Below are 20060 nucleotides of genomic sequence, written 5' to 3'. Positions count from 1 at the left end.
CTGTCTCCGGGTCAGGGTTTGATGATCAGTTCGCGAGCGACATCGGCCAGGCATTCGGCGGGGCCATCCTCGGTGATCCTGATGGTTTCCGACACTTCAAAACCCCAATCGTCGCCCCATAGACCCGGCATGAAATGGAAGGTCATGTTGGGTTCGAGGATCGACTGGTCGCCCGGCCGCAGACTCATGGTACGCTCGCCCCAATCTGGGGGATAGGAGATGCCAACCGCATAGCCGGTGCGCGAATTTTTCTCGATGCCATGCTTGGCCAGCACGGCAAAAAATGCGTCGGCAACATCGCCACAGGTGTTGCCGGGACGCGCAACCTCGAGCCCGTCGATCAGCCCCTCGAGCACCGCCTCTTCTGCGCGCAGCATGTCAGCGGGTGGTTCGCCGAGATAGATGGTGCGCGACATCGGGCAATGGTAGCGTCGATAGCATCCGGCAATTTCAAAAAAAGTGCCCTCGCCACGCCGCAACGGGCGATCGTCCCACGTCAAATGGGCGGCGGCGGCATCGGTGCCAGAAGGGGTAAGCGGCACGATGGAGGGATAGTCACCGCCAAATCCATCGGCGCCACGCAGACTGGCGTCGTAAATTTCGGCAATCAGAGTGCTTTTGGGCAAGCCATCTTCGGCGGTATCGCGAATGCGCTGGTGCATCACTTCAACGATGCGCGCGGCGCGACGCATATAAATGAGTTCTTGTTCGGACTTGACGGCGCGCTGCCAATTGACCAGCGCCGTTGCATCAATGAACTGGGCGTCAGTTAACTCCAGACGCAGTGTTTCAAGGCATTTTGCGGTGAAATAATAATTGTCCATTTCCAGCCCGATACGAGCGCTGGCGTGGCCATATTGGCGTAGCAACACCGCCATCAACTGATAGGGATGGATGGTCGCACTTTGCACATAATGGTCGGGGTAGGAGTGGATGGATTCAGGTGAGAGATAGCTGGTCATGCGGGCGCCGACCCCATCCATGGGGCGCCCCCACCATAATGGCTCGCCCTCGGGCATGATGATCACGGCCTGGTGCACGTAAAATGACCAACCATCATAGCCGGTCAACCAAGACATATTGGCGGGATCGGTGACAACGAGCACTTCAATATCGGCCCGTGCCATCGCGGCACGGGTCTTGACCAGGCGCTCCTGGTACTCTGCAATCGAAAACGGCAGCGCAATATCAGGCAATTGGACCTCCAAGGGCCTCAGGTGGAAAAAATCTGCCCCAGTTGTGCCTGTTTGGCACGCTGATAGGCAAGAGTTGCAATAGCGGTATCCTGAACGCCGGTTCCGGTCAGGTCGGCCAGTGTAATATCATCGGGATCGGTGCGAGCACGGGCCAGGCCGCTGACTATGGCGCCCAGTTCGACATAATCGGTGTCCGCGAGCGCCTGTTGTGCAGCGATGGCGTGATGCAACTCGCCCAGCACTCGTGTCTGGCTTAACCGATCAGGCACATAGCGAGTTAGTAACGCAAAGGCGGCAGGGTCGATTTCGTTCTTATGCTCAGCGTCAGATCCCATGGCGGTGATATGCTGGCCAGGTTCGAGCCAAGCCGCCTTGAGTATCGGGGTCGTACTTGGTGTTGTTGTAATGATGATATCGGCGTTGCGGACCGCTTCGCGCGGCTCAGGGCAAGCAGTTACCGGTATGGCGAGGGACGCAGACAGTTCGGCGGCGCGTTGTTCGGCCTTGGCCGGGTCGCGTGCCCATAGCCGCGCCGACCGGATGGGGCGCACCTGCATGAGCGCCTGCAATTGCAGTCCGGCCTGCACGCCGGCGCCAAGAATGGCGGCAGTATGGGCATCTTGGCGCGCCAAATGCCGGGCGGCGACTGCCCCGGCGGCGGCGGTGCGCACGTCCGTCAGATAACCATTGTCGAACAGGGCAGCCTCCAGCAGGCCGGTGCGGGCACTTAACAGCACCATCAGGCCATTGACTGAAGGCAAGCCCAAGGCGGGATTGTTGAAAAAGCCGGGGCTGATCTTGATGGCGAAACTCTCAATGCCCGGCACATAGGCGGTTTTGACATCGACTTCGCCATTGGCCTCCTTCATATCAAGACGCAGGATTGGCGGCATGACTACCGCCGTTGTCGCCAGCGCCCGAAAAGCGTTTTCGACGCAGGCAATTGCTTCGGCGTCGAGCGGCACCAACTGGCGCAAATCGGCCTCGGTCAGAATAGTGACATCAGGCATGGGCGGTCTCGGCCTCCAGGTCGGGATTGTCACCCGCCATGATACGCTGGTGCAGGGTCATGTCGATATTCTTGCCGGTGAGGAGCGCAATGACCTCCCCAGACGGCTGGACGCGCCCGCTCAACAGTGCGGCGAGCGGCACGGCGGCGGCGCCCTCCAGCACCTCACCTTCCTCAAAATAGGCGTAGCGCATGGCCTCGGCGATATCTGCTTCGCTGACCAGAACGGTTTGGTCGACAAGATCGCGGACCATGGCAAAGCTGTGCTGATTATCCATGCCGATGCCACCGCCCAGCGAGTCGGCTAACGTTGGCAATTCGGTAACTGCAACTGGCGCGCCAGCAGCTAGGCTTTGATGCATGGCTGCACCCTTTTGCATGGTGACGCCGACTAAGTGAATGGCGGGATTGATGGTTTTGATGGCGCGGGCAACGCCTGCCATCAGGCCGCCGCCCGATAGGGGGACCAGAACGGCGGTGGCGTCGGGCGCATCCTCAAGCATTTCGAGGCCAAGGGTGCCCTGCCCGGCAATGACAGTGGCGGCATCGAACGGCGGGATCATGGTCAATCCTTCATCGCGTACCAGGCGATCAACTTCGGCTTGCGCGTCATCCTGACTGGCGCCGACGATATGGATATGTGCGCCCAGCGCCTCGATGGCGGCGATCTTGTTGGCCGGCACCAGTTTTGACATGCAGATGACAGCACGGCAGACCGCGCTTTTGGCGGCATGGGCCAGCGCGCGGCCATGGTTCCCGGTCGAGGCGGCAACTACGCCGGCAGCCTCGTTCAGCACCAGAGAGGGACAGGACGGCATTGGTGGCGCCGCGTAGCTTGAAGCTGCCGGTGGTCTGGTGGTGCTCGCATTTGAGGCGGACGTCACAATTGAGTTTGGCGCTCAGACCAAGGGCGTCGCGCTGGGGTGTGCGCAACACGTGACCGGCAATACGACGGCGCGCTGCCAGGATCTGGGTGAAGGCAACAGCCAAAGGCACCTCCCGATAATGTAACCTGAAAAAGGCTACAGCCGCAGGCAGACGATCCGCCCGGTACGACAGGCGGATTTTGATGAATTTTATCGCGCCAAGCCAGAACTATGCCCGTCAGCCAGATAGTTGATCTCACTAAACATTTGGCGGGTCGCAGCCGATCTGCCTATCTGGGGCACAACATAAAGAGAGTTCTTCCCTCGACTTGACCGGCTCGATCCGCAACCCTGTGCATCTTCAAAGTTCAGCGTGAGGGCATACAAATAATCCGCCTTTGTGCCTTGTGGCTATCCCGGTTCGCTTAACCACTGTTCTCGCCTTACCGGAGCAGGCCACATGGCTTGCCAGACAATTTGCAACCTAACTGCTGGTTCGTTGTTATGGCTACCAACCAACAGCGGCAACCATGAACCGCCAATATCAGGAACACGGGAGTAAACACATGCTCAATACTCAAAAATTCGGCAAGACTATTTTAGCTGCCATCGCCGTCATGGCGATGGGATCGGCATCGGTGAGCGCAGCCTCGCTCGCCGACATCCAAAAATCTGGCAAGATCCGCATCGCCGTCGCCAATGAAATTCCCTATGGCTATATCGACCCCAATGGCGACGCCAAGGGCGCGGGCCCCGATGTGGCCAAGCACATCATGGATAAACTCGGCATCAAGGACATTGAATGGGTCACCGCGGAATTTTCAGGTCTGATCCCCGGCCTACAGGCTGATCGTTTCGACATGGTCGCGGCTGAAATGGCCGTGCTGCCAGCGCGCTGCGAACAGGTAATCTATTCCGAACCCAACACCTCTTATGGCGAAGGGCTATTGGTTGCCGCGGGCAATCCTGACGACATTCACTCCTTTGATGATTTTGCCAAGCGCAAGGACATCAAGGTGGCGATCATGGCCGGGGCAGACCAGGCTCGACATGATGCAGGCCCTTGGTGTTGCCGAGGACCAGATGGTGACCATTTCGTCCAATGCCGATGCCATTTCCACAGTATCGACCGGCCGCGCCAATGCTTATGCCGCCACCAGCCTGACCGCCAGTGAACTGGCTGCCAAGGGCGACAAAGTTGAAGTTGCCGGCGAGTTCGTTGATCCGGTGGTCAATGGCGAGGAAGTGCGTAGCTGGGGTGCCTTTACCTTCGCCCAAGGATCGGAAGATTTGCGGGACGCGGTAAATGGTGTTTTGGCCGAGTACAAGAGCACCGACGATTGGAGCAAGACCCTGATGGGCTATGGCTTCACGCAGGCAGACGTCGATGGCTCCGGCCACAAAACGACCGAGGAACTTTGCGCGCCGAAATAAGCGCACGCCAATTCGGGGGGCGGGTCGCGATGACCTGCCCTTTCCCCACCCGAACCCCGGCAGGCGCCAGGGTGCAGATCAGAGCAATGGATGCACTGGACCGAGTATCTCAATCCGCTGATGCAAGGCGCTTGGTTGACTGTTCAGTTGACCTTGTATTCGACCATATTGGGGGCTGCGTTGGCTTTTGCCGCCGGAATCGGCAAAACCTCACGCAACCATGGCATCAAGGCCGTCGCCGTTACCTATATCGAGGTGTTTCGCGGCACGTCACTTTTGGTTCAATTGTTCTGGCTCTATTTCGCTCTGCCAATTTTGGGTCAAGGGATAGGTCTGGATTTGCGTCTGCCTCCGGTCGTGGCCGGGGTTTTGGCGCTGGCGCTCAATATCGGGGCCTATGGGGCTGAGGTCGTACGCGGGGCCATCCAAGCGGTTTCCAAGGACCAGTTCGAAGCCGCCAAGGCCCTCAACTTTACCCGTCGCCAGACGCTATGGTCGGTTGCCCTGCCCCAGGCAATTCCCGAAATGATGCCGTCGTTTGGCAATCTGGCAGTACAAAACCTCAAGGATACAGCACTCGTCTCGCTGATCAGCCTCGGCGATCTCGCGTTTCGGGCTGAGCAATTGCGCAATTTCACCCAGGACAGTACGACCATCTACACCATGGTGCTGTTCATGTATTTCGGCATGGCGCTGGTGGTGACGGCGATGATGAAAATGCTGGAGCGCTATGTTGGCCGCTGGCGTTCGGCGCGCGGGTGAGGTGAACCATGCTGTTTGGATTTGAATGGGATACTTCGAACGATCTGGTTTTTGCCGTGTCGATCCTGCCGATTCTGCTGCGCGGCATGATTGTGACGATCGAGGCGACATTTCTCGGATTTTTCGTAGCGCTGATCCTGGGCCTGATTTTTGCCGCGCTCAAAGCCGCGCCGCTCAAGATCATTTCCTGGCCGGCGGGTCTGGTTACCGAGTTCATTCGCGACACGCCACTGCTGATTCAGCTGTTTTTCCTCTATTACGTGTTGCCCGAATATGGGCTGGTTTTTCCCGCGTTTCTGACCGGTGCACTGGCGCTCGGGCTGCAATATAGCGCCTATACGGCTGAAGTTTATCGCGCCGGTATTGAGGCGATTGCCAAAGGCCAGCATGAGGCGGCGCGGGCGCTCAATTTTACCAGCCTGCGTACATTTACCCATGTGGTGCTGCCCCAGGCGGTGCCCCGCATCGTGCCGGCGATGGGCAACTATCTGGTGTCCATCATGAAGGATGTGCCGGTGCTTTCGGTGGTCACCGTGCTTGAAATGCTCAATGTCGCCCAGATCGTTGGCGACCGCACCTTCAATTACCTAGTCCCGCTATCCATGGTTGGCGGGCTTTACATGATCATGACGCTGGTTGCGTCCAGCGGGGTGCGCTGGCTTGACCAGACCTTGCCCAAGAGAGGTCTATCCCTGAAATGAGCGACACCATCATCAAATTCGATCAGGTGGTCAAACGCTTCGGTGCGCTGACCGTGCTTGACCACCTCGATTTCAATGTGCAGCGCGGCGAGAAGGTGACGATCATCGGGCCGTCCGGGTCGGGAAAATCCACGGTTCTGCGTATACTGATGACGCTGGAAAGTATCAGCGAGGGGGTGGTGAGCGTCGATGGCGAACCGCTATGGCATGAGCAAAAGGACGGCAAACTCGTCAAGGCCAGCGAGGCGCATCTGCGCAAGATGCGGGTGCAGCTGGGCATGGTGTTTCAACAGTTCAACCTGTTTCCGCATATGAGCGTGTTGCGCAACATTACCGAAGGCCCGGTCAAGGTCTTGGGGCTGAGCAAGCAGGATGCACGCGAGCGGGCCGAAGAACTGCTCGAAATGGTAGGACTGGCCAATCAGGCGCAAAAATATCCCCATCAGCTATCCGGTGGGCAGCAACAGCGCGTCGGCATTGCCCGAGCCCTGGCAATGCGCCCCAAGGTGATGCTGTTCGACGAGCCGACATCGGCGCTCGACCCTGAACTTGTGGGGGAGGTGCTCAATGTTATCGCCGCGCTGGCCGAGGAGCACGATCTGACCATGCTGCTGGTGACCCACGAAATGCGGTTTGCCCGCGAAGTCTCGGACCGGGTTTGCTTTTTTGACAAGGGCAAGATCAAGGAACAGGGCACGCCCGAGGAATTGTTTACCGATCCCAAGGAAGAGCGCACACGCGAATTCTTGAAGGCTGTTCTGGACGGATAGCCACGCCGATTGTAACCCGCCAGGCGAGGCGATGGTTTGACAACACTCAACGCTTTACGCGGCTGGGGGCGTAGCCTTATGGTGCGCGCACCAATCCAATAGCGAAGAGCCAGCGTGAACGCACCAAAAACCGAGAATGGCGTCCGACTCGACGACCGCGACATCAAGATATTGAGCATTTTGCAACGTGAGGGCCGCATCCCCAAGGCGGCACTGGCGGAACGCGTCAACCTGTCGGCTACGCCCTGCTGGGAACGGTTGCGGCGGCTTGAAGATTCAGGGATCATAGAAAGCTATCAGGCGGTGCTGTCGATCAAGGCGTTCGGACCTGTGACTGTGGTGTTCATGCAAGTCGAGATCGACAGCCACCGGCAAGAAGATTTCGCCACCTTCCAGGATGCCATCGCCGAAACGCGTGAGATCGTTGAATGCTGGGGCGTTGGCGGTGGGATTGATTATATCTGCAAGGTGATTGTGCGGACACTGGACGACTATCAGGCGCTGATCGAGAACCTCTTGGCGCGCGACATAGGCATCAAACGCTATTATTCCTATGTGGTGACGCAGCCGATCAAGAATGACCCCCTACCGGTGGAACTGTTGACGCGCGACAGCTGAGCGTTGCAGACGAAACTAACGCCTGAACCAATTCAAATAGAGCCTTCTATCGGAAAAATCGGGAGAGTTTGGCGAACGCCTCTGCCTTCGGATCGCCTAGTGTTGGGTGAACCGAGGAGCTTATTAATGAACGCAGCACAGGCAAGCAATCCGCAATCAGACGATCTGATCGATCGGCTGGCAGATCGCGAACTGTTCTGCCCGGCCGCCTTTATCGATGGGGAGCGCATCGGGGAAGATGTGCGCGGGGAAATCGTGGTGACGGACCCCGCCAGCGGGCGGTTTCTGGGGAGCGTCCCAGGGATGGACGCAGCCCAGTCGCGCCGTGCGGTCGACGCCGCCCAAAAGGCATTTGCCGACTGGTCCGGCCTGTTGCCGCAGGAGCGTTCGGCGATCCTTCGCCGCTGGTTTGACCTGATTATGGCCGCGCAGGAAGATTTGGCGCAGATCATGACGGCTGAACAGGGCAAGCCAATTTCCGAAGCGCGGGGCGAGATCGCCTATGCCGCGTCGTTCGTCGAATTTTATGCCGAGGAAGCAAAGCGCCCCAATATTGAAAGCGTTACCTCGCATTTGCCCGATGCGGAAGTCGAAATATGGCGCGAACCGTGTGGCGTGGCGGCGCTGATCACGCCGTGGAATTTTCCAGCCGCAATGCTGACGCGCAAAGCGGCTGCGGCACTGGCGGCAGGATGCACCTGTGTATGCCACCCATCGGGCGAAACCCCATTTTCCGCCACCGCCCTGGCGGTTCTGGCAGAACGGGCCGGCATGCCACAGGGTGTGTTCAATATCGTCACCGGCCGGGCCAGCGAGATTGTTGCGCCATGGACAGAAGATCCGCGGGTGCGGGTGATTTCCTTTACCGGTTCGACCGAAATTGGCCGTCTGCTGATCCGCCAGTCGGCTGACACGGTAAAACGAGTGATCATGGAATTGGGTGGGCTGGCCCCGTTCATTGTCTTTGCCGATGCCGATCTCGATCAGGCAATCGAGGAGGCGATGAAGGCCAAATTTGCCACCTCGGGCCAGGATTGCCTAGGTGCCAACCGCTTTTTCGTCGAGCGCCCGATTTATGAAAATTTCTGCGAAAAGGCTCGCGGCCGCGACGAGAGCGCTCACCGTGGGGCCCGGCATTGAAGATCCCGATATCGGGCCGCTTATGAATAAAAAGGCAGTGGCCAAACAGGCCGAGCATGTGGCCGACGCCCTAGCTACGGGTGCCAGACTATTGGTCGGTGGCAGTGGCCATGACGCGGGTGCCTTGTTTTTTCAACCAACTGTACTGGTCGACGTGTCTCCGGAGGCTCTGATCATGCACGAGGAAACCTTTGGCCCTGTCGCGGCTATTGCGCCGTTTGACGGTGAGGACGAGGTTTTGGCACGCGCCAATGACACCGAATATGGGTTGGTGGCCTATTTACATACCAATGATCCGCGCCGGATCTATCGAGCAAGCCGGGCGCTCCAATATGGGATGGTGGCGATCAATCGCACCAAGGTAACGGGCGCGCCCATTCCATTTGGCGGCATGAAGCAATCGGGTGTCGGGCGCGAGGGCGCACGACTGGGTATGGAGGCCTTTACCGAGGTCAAATATGTCTGCCGCGACTGGCGCTGATCCAAGATAGAATTTTTCAAGAAGGACGACTGCAATGCTGACGAACGACCAACTCGACCGCTGGGATCGAGACAATTTTTTCCACCCATCCACCCATCTGGGCCAGCATGCGCGCGGGGAGAGCCCGAGCCGGATCGTGACCGGCGGATCGGGCGTCTATATTGAGGATCGCGACGGCACCAAGTTGCTCGATGCCTTTGCCGGGCTTTATTGCGTCAATGTCGGCTATGGCCGCTCTGAGATTGCCGATGCGATTGCCGAACAGGCCAAGCAGTTGGCCTATTATCACGCCTATGTCGGCCATGGCACGGAAGCCTCTATAACGCTTGCCAAAATGGTGCTGGACCGGGCACCCGAGAATATGTCCAAGGTTTATTTCGGACTGGGCGGCTCGGATGCCAACGAGACCAACGTCAAGATGGTCTGGTACTACAACAACATCCTTGGGCGGCCCGAGAAAAAGAAAATCATCTCACGCTGGCGCGGCTACCATGGCTCGGGGATCATGACCGGCTCTTTGACCGGACTGGCGGGCTTTCACAACAAGTTTGATCTGCCGCGCGCGCCGATCCTGCATACCGAAGCGCCATATTACTTCCGGCGCGCCGACCTCGATATGAGCGAAGCTGACTTTGTCGCCCATTGCGTGGCCGAGCTTGAAGCCATGATCGAGCGGGAAGGTGCCGATACGATCGCTGCGTTCATCGGTGAGCCCGTGCTGGGCACTGGCGGGCTGGTGCCGCCGCCCGCGGGCTACTGGCAGGCAATCCAGAGGGTTCTCAAAAAGCACGATATCCTATTGATCGTTGACGAGGTGGTGACCGCATTTGGACGGCTTGGCGCCATGTTCGGTTCGGACAAGCATGGGCTTGAGGCCGATATCATCACCATCGCCAAGGGACTAACTTCGGCCTATGCGCCGTTGTCGGGTTCGATCTTTTCAAAGCGGATGTGGGAAGTGCTGGAGCGTGGCACCGATGAGAACGGACCGATCGGGCATGGCTGGACCTATTCCGCCCACCCCATCGGCACGGCCGCCGGGGTCGCCAATCTCAAGCTGATTGATAGCTTGGGACTGGTCGAGAACGCCGGCAAAACCGGGGCCTATTTCAACGCGGCCATGGCCGATGCACTAAGCGGACATGCCCATGTCGGCGATGTACGCGGCGAAGGCATGATGTGCGCGGTCGAGTTCGTCAAGGACAAGGCCAGCAGGGCGTTTTTTGAAACGAGCGACAAGGTGGGGCCGAAACTGGCGACAGCACTTTTGGGGCAAGGTGTGATCGCGCGAGCAATGCCGCAGGGCGACATCATCGGCTTTGCACCGCCGTTGTGCCTGACCGAGGCTGAGGCCGACATTGTGGTCGACGGTTTCAAGGCTGCCGTTGGCGAAGTGTTCGGATAAGACGATCATGACCCCGCGACCTTAGGCGCGGGGTCATTGACACTCAGGCCGCCCTGAGACGGAGTTTGTCGTGTTGGGCCGAGCTTTCCTCGACCAGCCCCTTGTGCAGGGCGATGACGGTGCGGTCGAAATCCGTTTCCTCCACTACGACCTGCAGGTCGACCTTGCGGATTTGATCATGAATGCCGAGTGGCTCAATACCGGCTTCGGCGAGCATAGAAACTGCCTTGCCAAGAATATTGACCGCGCCGAGATCGCGACCAATGGCCGAAACCAGTGCGACTTTGCGTAGCGTGATTTCGGCGGTCGGATAAAGTGCCGAAAGATCCTTTTCGACACGCCTGATCGCCTTCATCGATCCCTTGAGGAAATGAGTGATGGTGTTGGCGTTGGAGGTCTTGGCGATGATCCAGACCTTGTGGCGGTCCAGCGCTTCAAGGATTTTGGCGTCATATCCTTTTACCCCGACCATGTCCTGATCATAGAACTCAAAGGCGAAGACGCTTTTGAGGCCGGTAACGATCTCAACGCCGGGCTGGCTGGCCGCGAGATCGGAGCGGATCAGCGTGCCGGGATGGTCAGGCTCGAAGGCGTTCTTTACCCGTAGCGGAATACCCGCCTGGCGCAAACTCTTGGCGGCGCGCGGGTGGATGGCTTCCATACCCATATTGGACAGTTGGTCGGCGACATCATAATTGGTTTCACCAATGACACGGACGGCGTCAGTACCGACCACGCGCGGATCGGCCGAGGAGAGATGAAACTCTTTGTGAATGATGGCTTCGACAGCCCCGGTTACCACGGCGACGCGCGAGAGTGTGACTTCTGAATAACCCCGATCGTATGTGCGCATCAGCACTTCGCGGCATTGGGCATAGCCGGTAACGACGGGCAATTCATGAGCCAGATCTATTTCGGCAAAGGCACGTTCGATCTGCTGATCGAGATCATGCTGACCATCCTCGCGCCAGCCCGTCAGATCAACAAAACGGGCATTAACCCCATGCAGCTTAAGTAACAAAGCGGTATTGTGCGCGGACTGGGCTTCGCCGAGCGAGGAGAGCATTTCGCGTACGGTCAACAGGTGCTGCTCGAGCTGGAAATGGCCGAATGAGCAGAGGCGCGCCAGATCGATGAGGCACGAGCGCACGCCCTCGACGCGCTCCTTAACGAAGCGGTCGGCCACTTCGCGCGCATTGTCATCGCCAAAGATTTCTGCGTTCTTTTCGAGCATCGTAGTGGCGACATGGCTTAAAGCATCGCCCCAGGCTCCAGCCGCTCTCGGCACTGGAGAATAGCGAATAGACGCCCGGTTCGCCCGATTTTTTGTGTTCAAGCAATGCATCAGTCATGCCGCCATAGGCGGAGACGACGATGATACGATTATAGAGATCGGCGCCCTTGCGCGATCCGATCAGGACCGTATCGAGCAATTCCTTGGTACGCGACATTGAGGTGCCGCCGATCTTTTCAACGGTATGCGAGGCGGTCGGCGTGATAGTCATGATTATCCTTGCGCACCCCCGAGGGGGCGCCGTAACTGCTAGTCAATTGCGAGGCGAAGCTGGGCGTTAGCCAAGCTTGCCCGAAACGATGTCGATAGGGCCCTTGGGATCACGGGCGCTCAAGAATGCCGGACGTGGTGCCTTGGCGGCGAAGGGCGCTTCAACCTTGTTGGACCATGCGTTGTAGACAAAGAACGCATTGGAGCGGGGGTTGGGCGTGATATTACCGTTGGAGCCGTGAATGGTGTTGCAGTCAAATAGCAGCACTGTACCGGCCTTGCCCGCAGCATAATCGATGCCGTGCTGCTTGTTCAGCCGGGTTAGCGCCTCGTGCGAGGGCACGCCGATTTCCTGCTTTTTGAGCGAGGCTTTTGTGGTTATCGTCCGGCGTTTCACCGGCACAGGCGACAAATTTGTTGTGCGAGCCGGGCATTAGCATCAGCGGGCCGTTGAGCGCATCATTGTCGGTCAGAAGGATCGAGGCGGAAATGGCGCGCATACGCGGCATGCCGTCTTCGGCGTGCCAGGTTTCAAAGTCGGAGTGCCAGTAAAATTCCTTGCCGGTGAAGCCAGGCTTATAGTTGAGGCGCGACTGGTGCAGATAAACATCGTCGTCGAGCAGGAAACTGGTCGGACCGGCAACGCGTGCATCGCGGGCCAACCGGTCAAACAGCGCATTCTGCTCGTCGAGACGGAAGACCGTACGCACTTCCCTGGAATTGGGTTCGTTGATGATGCTGTCGGCATCGAGATCCCCGTCACCAGCCCGCAGACGTGCGGCTTCGGCTTGAAGGGCGGCAATCTCGGTGCTGGAAAAGACGTTTTCGAGTATCAGATAGCCGTTTTTGACAAAGCTCTCCGTTTGGGCGCGCGTGAGTGGCGCCTCGGGTGTCCATTTGCCCCAAAATACCGGATCCGGCCGGTCGGTCCATTGTTCAGCCGCAAGGCGTGTGGGGTAAAGGTCTTTTGTTGTCGATTGCATCGCAATGCTCATCAGAAATCCCTTTCTGCAAATTGGTTGGGTTGAAGGAAGCAGGTTCGCTCAGGCGGTTTCAGCAACCGGTGCGTAGGACCCATCTTCGCGGTGAACTTCTTTGCCAGTTACCGGCGGGTTGAAGCAGCACGCCATGACCATTTCAGACTTGGCGGTCAGGCGATGGTGATCGTGCTGGTCAAGCGCGTACATGACGCCCGGGCGGATCGGATGGACCGTGCCCGTGGCCAGATCCTCAATCGAGCCTTCGCCCGAAACGCAATAGACGCTCTCGAAGTGATGCTTGTAGTGAAACACATGGCTGGTGTTTTCGTGAATACGGGTAATATGGAAGGAAAAACCCATATTGTCGCCAGCCAACAACAAGCGGGTGCTGTCCCAGCCGTCGGACTTGACGAGGCGGTCGGACTGTCTGGCGATGTTCAAATCTCGTACGATCATGGTTGTGCTCCTATTCTGCGGCAGCGCGCTGGATGCCAAGGACTTCCTCAAAGGCATTTTCGACGATGTCGAGCCCTGCAGCGAACTGCTCTTTGTCAATCGTTAGCGGCGACAGGATCTTGACGATTTCGCCATGGGCGCCAGAAGTTTCGATGATGAGGCCAGAGCGGAAGCAGGAGCGGCAGATGGCGTCAGCCACGGTCCCGGTTCCAGCATTGATCCCCTGCATCATCCCGCGACCGCGACGCCCCAGTTCATGGGCGTCGGCGATGGCATCGAGCCGCTGACCAAGATAGGCCGACTTGTCAGCGATTTCGGCTTCGAACTTGCCATCAGACCAGAATTTTTCGATGGCAGCAGCGGCGGTGACAAAGGCGTGGTTATTGCCCCGGAAGGTACCGTTGTGCTCGGCCGGCTTCCAAATATCGAGACGCGGTTTCATCAAGGTCAGGGCAAAAGGCAAGCCCATGCCCGACAGCGATTTGGCCATGGTGATGATATCGGGGTCCAGACCCATACCCTCAAACGAGAAATAGCTACCCGTGCGGCCACAGCCGGCCTGGATATCGTCGACGATGAATAGTGCGCCGTGGCGGCGAGCAATGGCGCGAATCTTGAGGAGCCATTCAGCAGAAGCGGCGTTCAAACCACCTTCACCCTGAACCGTTTCAACGATGAAGGCGGCGGGCGCGTCAAAGCCGCTGGATGGATCAGACAATTGCTGATCCAGCATATCGGCGGTGTCGATATCGGCACCGAAATAGCCATCATAGGCGGCGCGCACTACCCCAGACAGTGGAGTATTGGCGCCCTGGCGATGACCGGAATTGCCGGTCGCGGCGAGCGCGCCAAGAGTGACACCGTGAAATCCATTGGTGAAGGCAACGATCGAATTGCGCCCGGTGACCTTGCGCGCCAGCTTCATCGCGGCTTCAACGGCATTGGCACCAGTGGGGCCGGTAAACTGCAATTTGTAGTCCATGCCGCGGGGCTTGAGGATCAGGCGCTCAAAAGTTTCAAGGAAATTTTCCTTGGCTTCTGTAAACATATCAAGGCCATGGGCGATGCCGTCGGCCGAAATATAGTCGATAAGCGCGGACTTGAGGTCAGGGTCATTGTGACCGTAATTAAGCGTTGAGCAGCCGGCGAGGAAATCGGTATAGGCCTTGCCGGACTTATCAAAAATCGTAGCGTTCTGCGCCTTACCGAATGTCTTGGGGAAGCTGCGTGAATAGGAACGCACCTGGCTTTCAACCCGGTCAAATACATCAGAATTGGTGATTTTGCTGGTCGTGAGTGTCATGTGTTTCGTCTCCCTGGGGACGTGAAATAAACGCGCGGCTACGCCGGTGGTTTCAGGCGGCTGAGCGAATGGTGAGCGCTTCGCGCTCGAATGGACCGATGGTCACGAGAAACTCGGTATCGTGCTGGCCATCGAAATGATCGTCACGGCGGAAATGAGCCTTGCGGGTCAGGTCGGTATCCAATCGTTCGGCGATGGAGCCGAACAGGGCCCAGGATGCGCCATTATCCTTGGTGATGGTGCTTTGAATACGGGTGACGTCAGCGCAAACATTGCGTGCCAAAACTGCTGTAATCAAACGCCGCGCCAAGCCGCGTCCACGCGCCTTTTCGCTGACGCAGACCTGCCAGACAAACAGGGTGTCGATATGATCGGGCGGGATATAACCCGAAATCCAACCAACGACTTCCCCATCCAGGCTCGGCGAGGGCGCAGGTACTTGAGAAGTGGCTGCACTGCAAAAGATTGCAATACATTGAGTTGTCATCGAGCCCGGCAGTGTCGCGCACCAGTTTCCAGACCGCTGCGCCATCTTCGTGCCTAGGCGTACGAATGCTCAGGTGGTTCGGCTTGGGCGCTGCGTTGTTGGGGGATATGGCCGCAAGATGCATATAAATTCTCCGTTGCACTTCGAGGCAGTTATTTAGCTTGTTAAAACTAAATGTCAACGGCACGGCAGCGTTGCGAATTTTGCATGGTTGCGATTATTTGTTGTTTTTCAGTAGGTTCCTAGCGTATTCAATAATTTCGTGAATTTTTCTATCACCGAGACACCCCAACCATATGCCTAAAAATAGTTTGCATTGTAGAAATATTTTTGTGGAGAAGGGTAATGGAAGTCGCTTGGGTTCGGCGATTGGTACGGATAGTGTCTTATCAATGACAAAAGCGGATACACATCGTTGGACAACCGAACCAAACAAGCCCTGACAGCGATGCGCAAAATCCTGCGCACCACCGAGTTCAACGCCAAAACCGTGATGCGTGAGACTGGTTTGACGCCGTCCCAGGCTCATTTTCATGCAAATGCTCGAGGAAGGTGCCGAGCAGACAGCGGGGCACGTTGCAAGCCGCATGGGGATTACCCAAGCCACCGCTACGGCATTGATCCAAAAATTGGAACTGCAGGGCATGGTGCAACGACGCAAGGGAGAGGCCGATCGACGTCAGGTCTGGCTATCGCTGAGTGAAAGGGGCCATGAGGTGTTGGCCATTGCGCCCGACGGTGTCCATGCAAAATTCAATGAGCAATTTGTGACATTGGCTGAATGGGAGCAGGCAATGCTAATTGCCTCGCTGGAACGAGTGGCGGCGATGCTTGAGCCAGATGCCAGCGACGCAGCCCCGATATTGGATGCCGCGCCGGAACTAGGTCACTGATTCGAACACGAACTGCGCGCGTGTTCGCGCTCAGGTGGTCAGTACTATTCGCATGAGATCGGCAGTATTGCGCGCGCCAAGCTTTTCCATGACGCGGGCGCGGTGCACTTCTATGGTGCGCGGCGAGATGCCCAATTCGCGACCGGCTTCCTTGTTCGACTGGCCATTGGTGATGAGTTGAAGCACTTCGCGTTCGCGCGGGGTCAGCTGCGAAAAGCCGCGCACTTCAACCGGTCGTCGCCCGCCGCTCATGGCGCCGAGATGAATATCGCGCCGTAACGCATCGCGGACCGACTGCAGAAAATATTCGGAGTCGAATGGCTTGGTAATGACGTCAGAAGCGCCCTCCTTCATGGCCGCCACCGCTGCTTCGACTTGGGGCGTGTCACAAACGATGAAAACCGGTGTGCCGGTGCGCATGGATTTGACGCGGCGCAGTAGGTTGAGACCGCTTTCGCCCCCGACCTGCAAATTAGCGACCACCACATCGGGGCGGCGGCGTTCGAGGCTAGCCAGGAAATGGCTGGAGTCGAGCGAGAAAACAGTCTGAAAACCCTCAAGCCGGAACAGCACGCTGAGCGCCTCACAGGTGGCGGGATCCGGGTCGGCAATATTGATCAGGCGGTCCCGGTTCATAAATGCATGATAATAGACTTGTTCGCTCATGGTGTCCTCTGCCCTTTGAGTGTGTTCACCCAGACAAGTGTGCGCTCGGGCATGTTCCTAGCCATCCGCAACCCTGAATGCGGCACCGCCAATATGCCTGGGTGATTCTGCCCGTAGTTTGCGCTAAGTGTTCGCGCCGTCCGATATGAACAATGCGTAGGATCGACTACCTATGTGCTAGGTATATTATCATATTTATTTCTACGTCAACTGAATTTTTTCCTAGTATCCGCGTAAAAAAATCGACGCCAAAGCGCCGACCTTTGAATCGTTGGTGCGTCAGGCCTTTGATCGGAGTGAGTCGCGAATTTCGGTAAGCAGCACTTCTTCGCGCGAGGGCGCAGGCGTGGCTTCGACGGGTTCCTTTGCCGCTTCGCGCTTCATCGAGTTGATGCCCTTGACCACCAGGAACAGCACGAAGGCAACAATGGTAAACTTGACCACGGCATTGATAAACAGGCCGATATTTAGGGTCGCGATACCGGCGTCCTGAGCAGCGGCCAATGATGGCACCGCGATATTTTCCGGATTCTTGAGCACAATGAACAGGTTGGAAAAATCAATACCACCCAATATCAGGCCGATGACCGGCATAAAGACGTCATCTACCAGTGAAGACACGATGGCGCCGAAAGCGGCGCCGATAATGACGCCAATCGCCAGATCGACCATATTGCCCTTGATGGCAAAGTCACGAAATTCCTTGAACATGCTGTCCCCTTTTTGCTCAACCGTATATGGCTCGTCGCGCCCGCCCTTGGCTCGAGTATTTTGCCCGCACGACTTGGGTAGAATTCAGCAATAGGGCAAGAATTGCAAGCAGAACCACACAGTTGCTTGCATGAATAGGGGCCGACGCCGATAGTAACAGCAGCCCACTAGGAGTGCCCATCGATGGATATTTCGATCGACAATGACGCGATGCAATTGCGTCAGGCCATGGACCACATTCCCCAGGGTATCGCAGTGTTCGACCCCGATCTGCGCCTGTTGATGTCGAACCAGCGCTATGCCGAATTGCTGGCGCTGCCCGCATGGCTGGGCGTACCCGGGACGCCATTGCTTGAAATTTGCCTGTTCGTGGGTCAGCGGGGCGATTTTGGGCCGGGCGACCCGCTACAACTGGCGAACAAGCGGGTGGTAACGCTTACGGGATCGGCACAGACCGTCAGCCAACGCATGGGGAATGCCGGACAGATGCTGGAATTTTATACAGCCTGTCTGCCCGACGGCGGATTAACGATCAGTCTTTCGGACGTAACCGCGCGGGCCGAGGCCGAACGCGCCTTGGCACAGGTCAACCAGTCGCTCGAAGCGCGGGTTTCCGAACGCACGGCAGCGCTGACCCGGGTCAATGCGGAACTGGAACAGGCGCGCGCTAAGGCCGATGCCGCCAACCACGACAAGACGCGATTTCTAGCGGCGGCCAGTCACGATCTGTTGCAGCCCCTCAACGCGGCGCGGCTCTATACATCAACCCTAATCGAGCGGGCGAAAAGCACCGGTCTAGGCGATCTGGCACACAGCATAGAGGCGTCGCTTACTGCGGTTGAAGACATCATGTCGGCGCTGTTGGACATGTCGCGCATCGATAGTGGCGCGTTGCGCCCCGCTCCGGCGCCGGTGCGGGTGCGCGACCTACTCAAGAAGATCGAGGTCGAGTTCGGCCCAATGGCACGCGAACGCGGGGTGCAACTTGTGGTGGTGCCGACGAAGGCCACTGTGATTGCCGACCGGATGCTGGTCGGACGGATTTTACAGAACCTGGCATCCAACGCGATCAAATATACCGCGCCCGGTGGCCGCGTTCTGGTGGGTGCGCGGCGGCGGGGCAGTCGGGTTCGCCTCGATGTGATCGATAGCGGTATCGGCTTTAATAAGGATCAGCACAAGCTGGTGTTCGCCGAATTTGCACGGCTGGAGCGCGGCGCACGTATGGCGCAGGGTCTTGGGCTGGGGCTATCGATCGTACAACGGCTGGTGGCGGCACTGGGCCTGACGCTGGAACTCGACAGCGTCGAGGGACGTGGATCGCGGTTCTCGCTGATTCTGGCGGCGGCTCGAGGCGCGCAGGGGAGCAATGAGCCCGATCAACCCGAGCGCGAGGTCATTTTCGGACTATTGGACTTGCGCATCCTGTGCGTCGACAATGAGCGCACGATTCTTGAGGCAATGCAGGGGTTGCTGTCTAATTGGGGATGCGACGTGCGGATCGCGCGCTCGCTCAAAGACATTGATCGCGGTCGCCTGATCGAGGGATGGTCGCCGGACCTGGTGCTGATGGACTACCATCTGGACCAGACCTCGGGTCTCGATGCCATTGAGTGGTTGCGGCACAATGTGGGTGGACATCTGCCCGCAGCGCTGGTGACGGCGGATCGCAGCCCGGCGGTGCGCGCGCTGGCAGAGGAACGTGGCATCGCTGTGGTGACCAAGCCCGTCAAACCGGCAGCGCTACGCGCAACAATCAGCGGACTTGCCGGCCAAAGCGGGCGCGGGGCCAAAACGCAGGCCGGCTGACCTCAGGGCTTGTCGGTGCCGACTGAAAACAGCGCTTCGAACTGACCCTGTTCAATGCGCGCGGCGGCGATTACTGCCTGGGTACGGCTATCGACGTCGAGCTTTTGCAGGATGGCGGAGACATGCGCCTTGACCGTGGCTTCCGAAATCGAGAGTTCGTAGGCGATCTGCTTGTTCATCAACCCATCGCTGAGCATCATCAGCACCCGGACCTGTTGCGGGGTCAGCGTCGCCAGTCGCCGCATCAAGGCAGTCTGGTCGTCCTCACTGCCCACGGAGGCCCCTTCGGGCACGAACACATCACCCGAAAGCACAGTTTCGATGGAGCGGCGAATTTGGGTGGGGCCAACCGACTTGTGCAGATAGCCTGCGGCGCCCAGTTCAAACGACCGGCGTACAACGGTATCTTCTTCGACCGCAGAGATGATCATGACCGGAATATCGGGATATTGGGCGCGCAACAGCAACAGGCCGGAAAAACCGCGAACGCCGGGCATGTTGAGATCGAGCAGAACCAGATCACAATCGCGCTCGGTCTCGAGCGCTGCACTCAATTCAGCCAGATCGGCGGCTTCCTCGACCAGAATGGTGGCATCGCCACCGGCAAGAGTCTGTCGCAGGGCAGCGCGGAACAGCGGGTGATCGTCGACAATGATAATGCGGCGGCGCGTCATGGGCAGTGCAACATTCCTGTTTCGTGGTCAGTATTAACGCCTGTTAATCACGTAAAAGCGCACAAATCTGCACAAATGCGCGTACTCAGTGGCAAAATGAGACAATGGTTAACGGGTTCTTTACCATGTTTTCTCAAGAGTGAAGCTTATACCTTCGTGGTGACTCGCGTTGGTACCCGCAGTTTTTCCGATAGG

The 20060-nt window shown here is 57.9% G+C and carries 21 protein-coding genes and 2 pseudogenes; 10 read left to right on the top strand and 13 right to left on the bottom strand.

Annotation, left to right across the window (positions count from 1 at the left end; genetic code table 11):
* Positions 1–11: 11 nt before the first annotated feature.
* From doeA to eutB, 3 genes and pseudogenes are all read right to left on the bottom strand, one after another.
* On the bottom strand, positions 12–1196 hold the full coding sequence (gene doeA, locus PSQ19_RS19045) for an ectoine hydrolase DoeA (protein ID WP_282219045.1): 1185 nt from the start codon (positions 1194–1196) through the stop codon (positions 12–14).
* A gap of 17 nt (positions 1197–1213) precedes the next feature.
* Positions 1214–2206 carry an ectoine utilization protein EutC gene (gene eutC / locus PSQ19_RS19040; protein WP_282219044.1) on the bottom strand — a complete coding sequence of 331 codons (993 nt, stop codon included), beginning with the start codon at positions 2204–2206 and terminating at the stop codon, positions 1214–1216.
* A pseudogene (eutB, locus tag PSQ19_RS19035) lies at positions 2199–3201 on the bottom strand (hydroxyectoine utilization dehydratase EutB). The gene eutC and the pseudogene eutB overlap by 8 nt, the downstream one beginning before the upstream one ends.
* Positions 3202–3637: 436 nt before the next feature.
* Between eutB and PSQ19_RS19030 the strand changes: the two are divergent.
* From PSQ19_RS19030 to PSQ19_RS18995, 8 genes and pseudogenes are all read left to right on the top strand, one after another.
* Complete coding sequence (locus tag PSQ19_RS19030; RefSeq protein ID WP_282219043.1) at positions 3638–4246, top strand: transporter substrate-binding domain-containing protein; 609 nt, start codon at positions 3638–3640, stop codon at positions 4244–4246.
* Positions 4155–4505: a type 2 periplasmic-binding domain-containing protein gene (locus PSQ19_RS19025; protein ID WP_282219042.1), complete on the top strand. Its 351-nt coding sequence runs from the start codon at positions 4155–4157 to the stop codon at positions 4503–4505. Before PSQ19_RS19030 ends, PSQ19_RS19025 begins: the two co-directional genes overlap by 92 nt.
* A 90-nt stretch (positions 4506–4595) precedes the next feature.
* Positions 4596–5267, top strand: a complete 672-nt coding sequence (ehuC, locus tag PSQ19_RS19020) for an ectoine/hydroxyectoine ABC transporter permease subunit EhuC (protein ID WP_282219041.1) — start codon at positions 4596–4598, stop codon at positions 5265–5267.
* A gap of 8 nt (positions 5268–5275) precedes the next feature.
* Positions 5276–5968, top strand: a complete 693-nt coding sequence (gene ehuD / locus PSQ19_RS19015; protein ID WP_282219040.1) for an ectoine/hydroxyectoine ABC transporter permease subunit EhuD — start codon at positions 5276–5278, stop codon at positions 5966–5968.
* Positions 5965–6738 (top strand): ectoine/hydroxyectoine ABC transporter ATP-binding protein EhuA, encoded by a 774-nt coding sequence (gene ehuA, locus PSQ19_RS19010; RefSeq protein ID WP_282219039.1) that lies wholly within the window; start codon positions 5965–5967, stop codon positions 6736–6738. Before ehuD ends, ehuA begins: the two co-directional genes overlap by 4 nt.
* A 114-nt stretch (positions 6739–6852) precedes the next feature.
* A complete protein-coding gene (locus PSQ19_RS19005; protein ID WP_282219038.1) occupies positions 6853–7356 on the top strand; it encodes an Lrp/AsnC family transcriptional regulator in 504 nt (167 codons plus the stop codon).
* A gap of 126 nt (positions 7357–7482) precedes the next feature.
* Positions 7483–8977 (top strand): annotated as a pseudogene (locus PSQ19_RS19000) (NAD-dependent succinate-semialdehyde dehydrogenase).
* Between the two features lie 34 nt (positions 8978–9011).
* Positions 9012–10382: an aspartate aminotransferase family protein gene (locus PSQ19_RS18995; protein WP_282219037.1), complete on the top strand. Its 1371-nt coding sequence runs from the start codon at positions 9012–9014 to the stop codon at positions 10380–10382.
* A 43-nt stretch (positions 10383–10425) separates the two neighbouring features.
* On the opposite strand, the gene PSQ19_RS18990 is transcribed toward PSQ19_RS18995, so the two are convergent.
* The 7 genes from PSQ19_RS18990 to ectA all read right to left on the bottom strand — a co-directional run bounded on the left by PSQ19_RS18990 (position 10426) and on the right by ectA (position 15112).
* Positions 10426–11616 carry an aspartate kinase gene (locus PSQ19_RS18990; RefSeq protein WP_282219036.1) on the bottom strand — a complete coding sequence of 397 codons (1191 nt, stop codon included), beginning with the start codon at positions 11614–11616 and terminating at the stop codon, positions 10426–10428.
* Entirely contained in the window at positions 11582–11887 is a 306-nt protein-coding gene (locus tag PSQ19_RS18985) for a hypothetical protein (RefSeq protein WP_282219035.1), read from the bottom strand. The genes PSQ19_RS18990 and PSQ19_RS18985 overlap by 35 nt, the downstream gene beginning before the upstream one ends.
* Before the next feature lie 66 nt (positions 11888–11953).
* Positions 11954–12229, bottom strand: a complete 276-nt coding sequence (locus PSQ19_RS18980) for a phytanoyl-CoA dioxygenase family protein (RefSeq protein ID WP_328517699.1) — start codon at positions 12227–12229, stop codon at positions 11954–11956.
* On the bottom strand, positions 12141–12881 hold the full coding sequence (locus PSQ19_RS18975) for a phytanoyl-CoA dioxygenase family protein (protein WP_282219033.1): 741 nt from the start codon (positions 12879–12881) through the stop codon (positions 12141–12143). Before PSQ19_RS18975 ends, PSQ19_RS18980 begins: the two co-directional genes overlap by 89 nt.
* 48 nt (positions 12882–12929) lie before the next feature.
* On the bottom strand, positions 12930–13322 hold the full coding sequence (locus PSQ19_RS18970; protein ID WP_282219032.1) for an ectoine synthase: 393 nt from the start codon (positions 13320–13322) through the stop codon (positions 12930–12932).
* A 10-nt stretch (positions 13323–13332) separates the two neighbouring features.
* Positions 13333–14625, bottom strand: a complete 1293-nt coding sequence (ectB, locus tag PSQ19_RS18965; RefSeq protein ID WP_282219031.1) for a diaminobutyrate--2-oxoglutarate transaminase — start codon at positions 14623–14625, stop codon at positions 13333–13335.
* Positions 14626–14677: 52 nt separating this feature from the next.
* Positions 14678–15112 carry a diaminobutyrate acetyltransferase gene (ectA, locus tag PSQ19_RS18960; protein WP_282219030.1) on the bottom strand — a complete coding sequence of 145 codons (435 nt, stop codon included), beginning with the start codon at positions 15110–15112 and terminating at the stop codon, positions 14678–14680.
* A 533-nt stretch (positions 15113–15645) separates the two neighbouring features.
* Here ectA and PSQ19_RS18955 point away from each other — a divergent pair.
* Positions 15646–16005, top strand: a complete 360-nt coding sequence (locus PSQ19_RS18955; protein ID WP_282219029.1) for a MarR family winged helix-turn-helix transcriptional regulator — start codon at positions 15646–15648, stop codon at positions 16003–16005.
* Positions 16006–16035: 30 nt separating this feature from the next.
* On the opposite strand, the gene PSQ19_RS18950 is transcribed toward PSQ19_RS18955, so the two are convergent.
* Together PSQ19_RS18950 and mscL are read right to left on the bottom strand one after the other, a co-directional pair.
* Positions 16036–16671 carry a response regulator transcription factor gene (locus PSQ19_RS18950; protein WP_282219028.1) on the bottom strand — a complete coding sequence of 212 codons (636 nt, stop codon included), beginning with the start codon at positions 16669–16671 and terminating at the stop codon, positions 16036–16038.
* A gap of 279 nt (positions 16672–16950) precedes the next feature.
* Entirely contained in the window at positions 16951–17382 is a 432-nt protein-coding gene (gene mscL, locus PSQ19_RS18945) for a large conductance mechanosensitive channel protein MscL (RefSeq protein ID WP_282219027.1), read from the bottom strand.
* A gap of 183 nt (positions 17383–17565) precedes the next feature.
* Here mscL and PSQ19_RS18940 point away from each other — a divergent pair, with 183 nt between their 5' ends.
* Positions 17566–19191 carry a hybrid sensor histidine kinase/response regulator gene (locus PSQ19_RS18940; protein ID WP_282219026.1) on the top strand — a complete coding sequence of 542 codons (1626 nt, stop codon included), beginning with the start codon at positions 17566–17568 and terminating at the stop codon, positions 19189–19191.
* 2 nt (positions 19192–19193) lie between these two features.
* On the opposite strand, the gene PSQ19_RS18935 is transcribed toward PSQ19_RS18940, so the two are convergent.
* Complete coding sequence (locus tag PSQ19_RS18935; RefSeq protein ID WP_282219025.1) at positions 19194–19865, bottom strand: response regulator; 672 nt, start codon at positions 19863–19865, stop codon at positions 19194–19196.
* Positions 19866–20060 lie beyond the last annotated feature (195 nt).

Origin of the sequence: Devosia algicola (genome assembly GCF_028816455.1) — a bacterium.
GTDB lineage: Bacteria > Pseudomonadota > Alphaproteobacteria > Rhizobiales > Devosiaceae > Devosia > Devosia algicola.
The sequence above is the reverse complement of the archived record's forward strand: the minus strand, read 5'-3'. Positions and strand labels throughout refer to the sequence as shown.

Coding starts and splice junctions, on each gene's coding strand:
- eutC (WP_282219044.1), bottom strand. CDS start 2,206: ATGCCTGATGTCACTATTCTGACCGAGGCCGATTTGCGCCAGTTGGTG.
- PSQ19_RS19030 (WP_282219043.1), top strand. CDS start 3,638: ATGCTCAATACTCAAAAATTCGGCAAGACTATTTTAGCTGCCATCGCC.
- PSQ19_RS19025 (WP_282219042.1), top strand. CDS start 4,155: ATGGTGACCATTTCGTCCAATGCCGATGCCATTTCCACAGTATCGACC.
- ehuC (WP_282219041.1), top strand. CDS start 4,596: ATGCACTGGACCGAGTATCTCAATCCGCTGATGCAAGGCGCTTGGTTG.
- ehuD (WP_282219040.1), top strand. CDS start 5,276: ATGCTGTTTGGATTTGAATGGGATACTTCGAACGATCTGGTTTTTGCC.
- ehuA (WP_282219039.1), top strand. CDS start 5,965: ATGAGCGACACCATCATCAAATTCGATCAGGTGGTCAAACGCTTCGGT.
- PSQ19_RS18995 (WP_282219037.1), top strand. CDS start 9,012: ATGCTGACGAACGACCAACTCGACCGCTGGGATCGAGACAATTTTTTC.
- PSQ19_RS18990 (WP_282219036.1), bottom strand. CDS start 11,616: ATGCTCGAAAAGAACGCAGAAATCTTTGGCGATGACAATGCGCGCGAA.
- PSQ19_RS18985 (WP_282219035.1), bottom strand. CDS start 11,887: ATGACTATCACGCCGACCGCCTCGCATACCGTTGAAAAGATCGGCGGC.
- PSQ19_RS18975 (WP_282219033.1), bottom strand. CDS start 12,881: ATGAGCATTGCGATGCAATCGACAACAAAAGACCTTTACCCCACACGC.
- PSQ19_RS18970 (WP_282219032.1), bottom strand. CDS start 13,322: ATGATCGTACGAGATTTGAACATCGCCAGACAGTCCGACCGCCTCGTC.
- ectB (WP_282219031.1), bottom strand. CDS start 14,625: ATGACACTCACGACCAGCAAAATCACCAATTCTGATGTATTTGACCGG.
- ectA (WP_282219030.1), bottom strand. CDS start 15,112: ATGACAACTCAATGTATTGCAATCTTTTGCAGTGCAGCCACTTCTCAA.
- PSQ19_RS18955 (WP_282219029.1), top strand. CDS start 15,646: ATGCAAATGCTCGAGGAAGGTGCCGAGCAGACAGCGGGGCACGTTGCA.
- PSQ19_RS18950 (WP_282219028.1), bottom strand. CDS start 16,671: ATGAGCGAACAAGTCTATTATCATGCATTTATGAACCGGGACCGCCTG.
- mscL (WP_282219027.1), bottom strand. CDS start 17,382: ATGTTCAAGGAATTTCGTGACTTTGCCATCAAGGGCAATATGGTCGAT.
- PSQ19_RS18940 (WP_282219026.1), top strand. CDS start 17,566: ATGGATATTTCGATCGACAATGACGCGATGCAATTGCGTCAGGCCATG.
- PSQ19_RS18935 (WP_282219025.1), bottom strand. CDS start 19,865: ATGACGCGCCGCCGCATTATCATTGTCGACGATCACCCGCTGTTCCGC.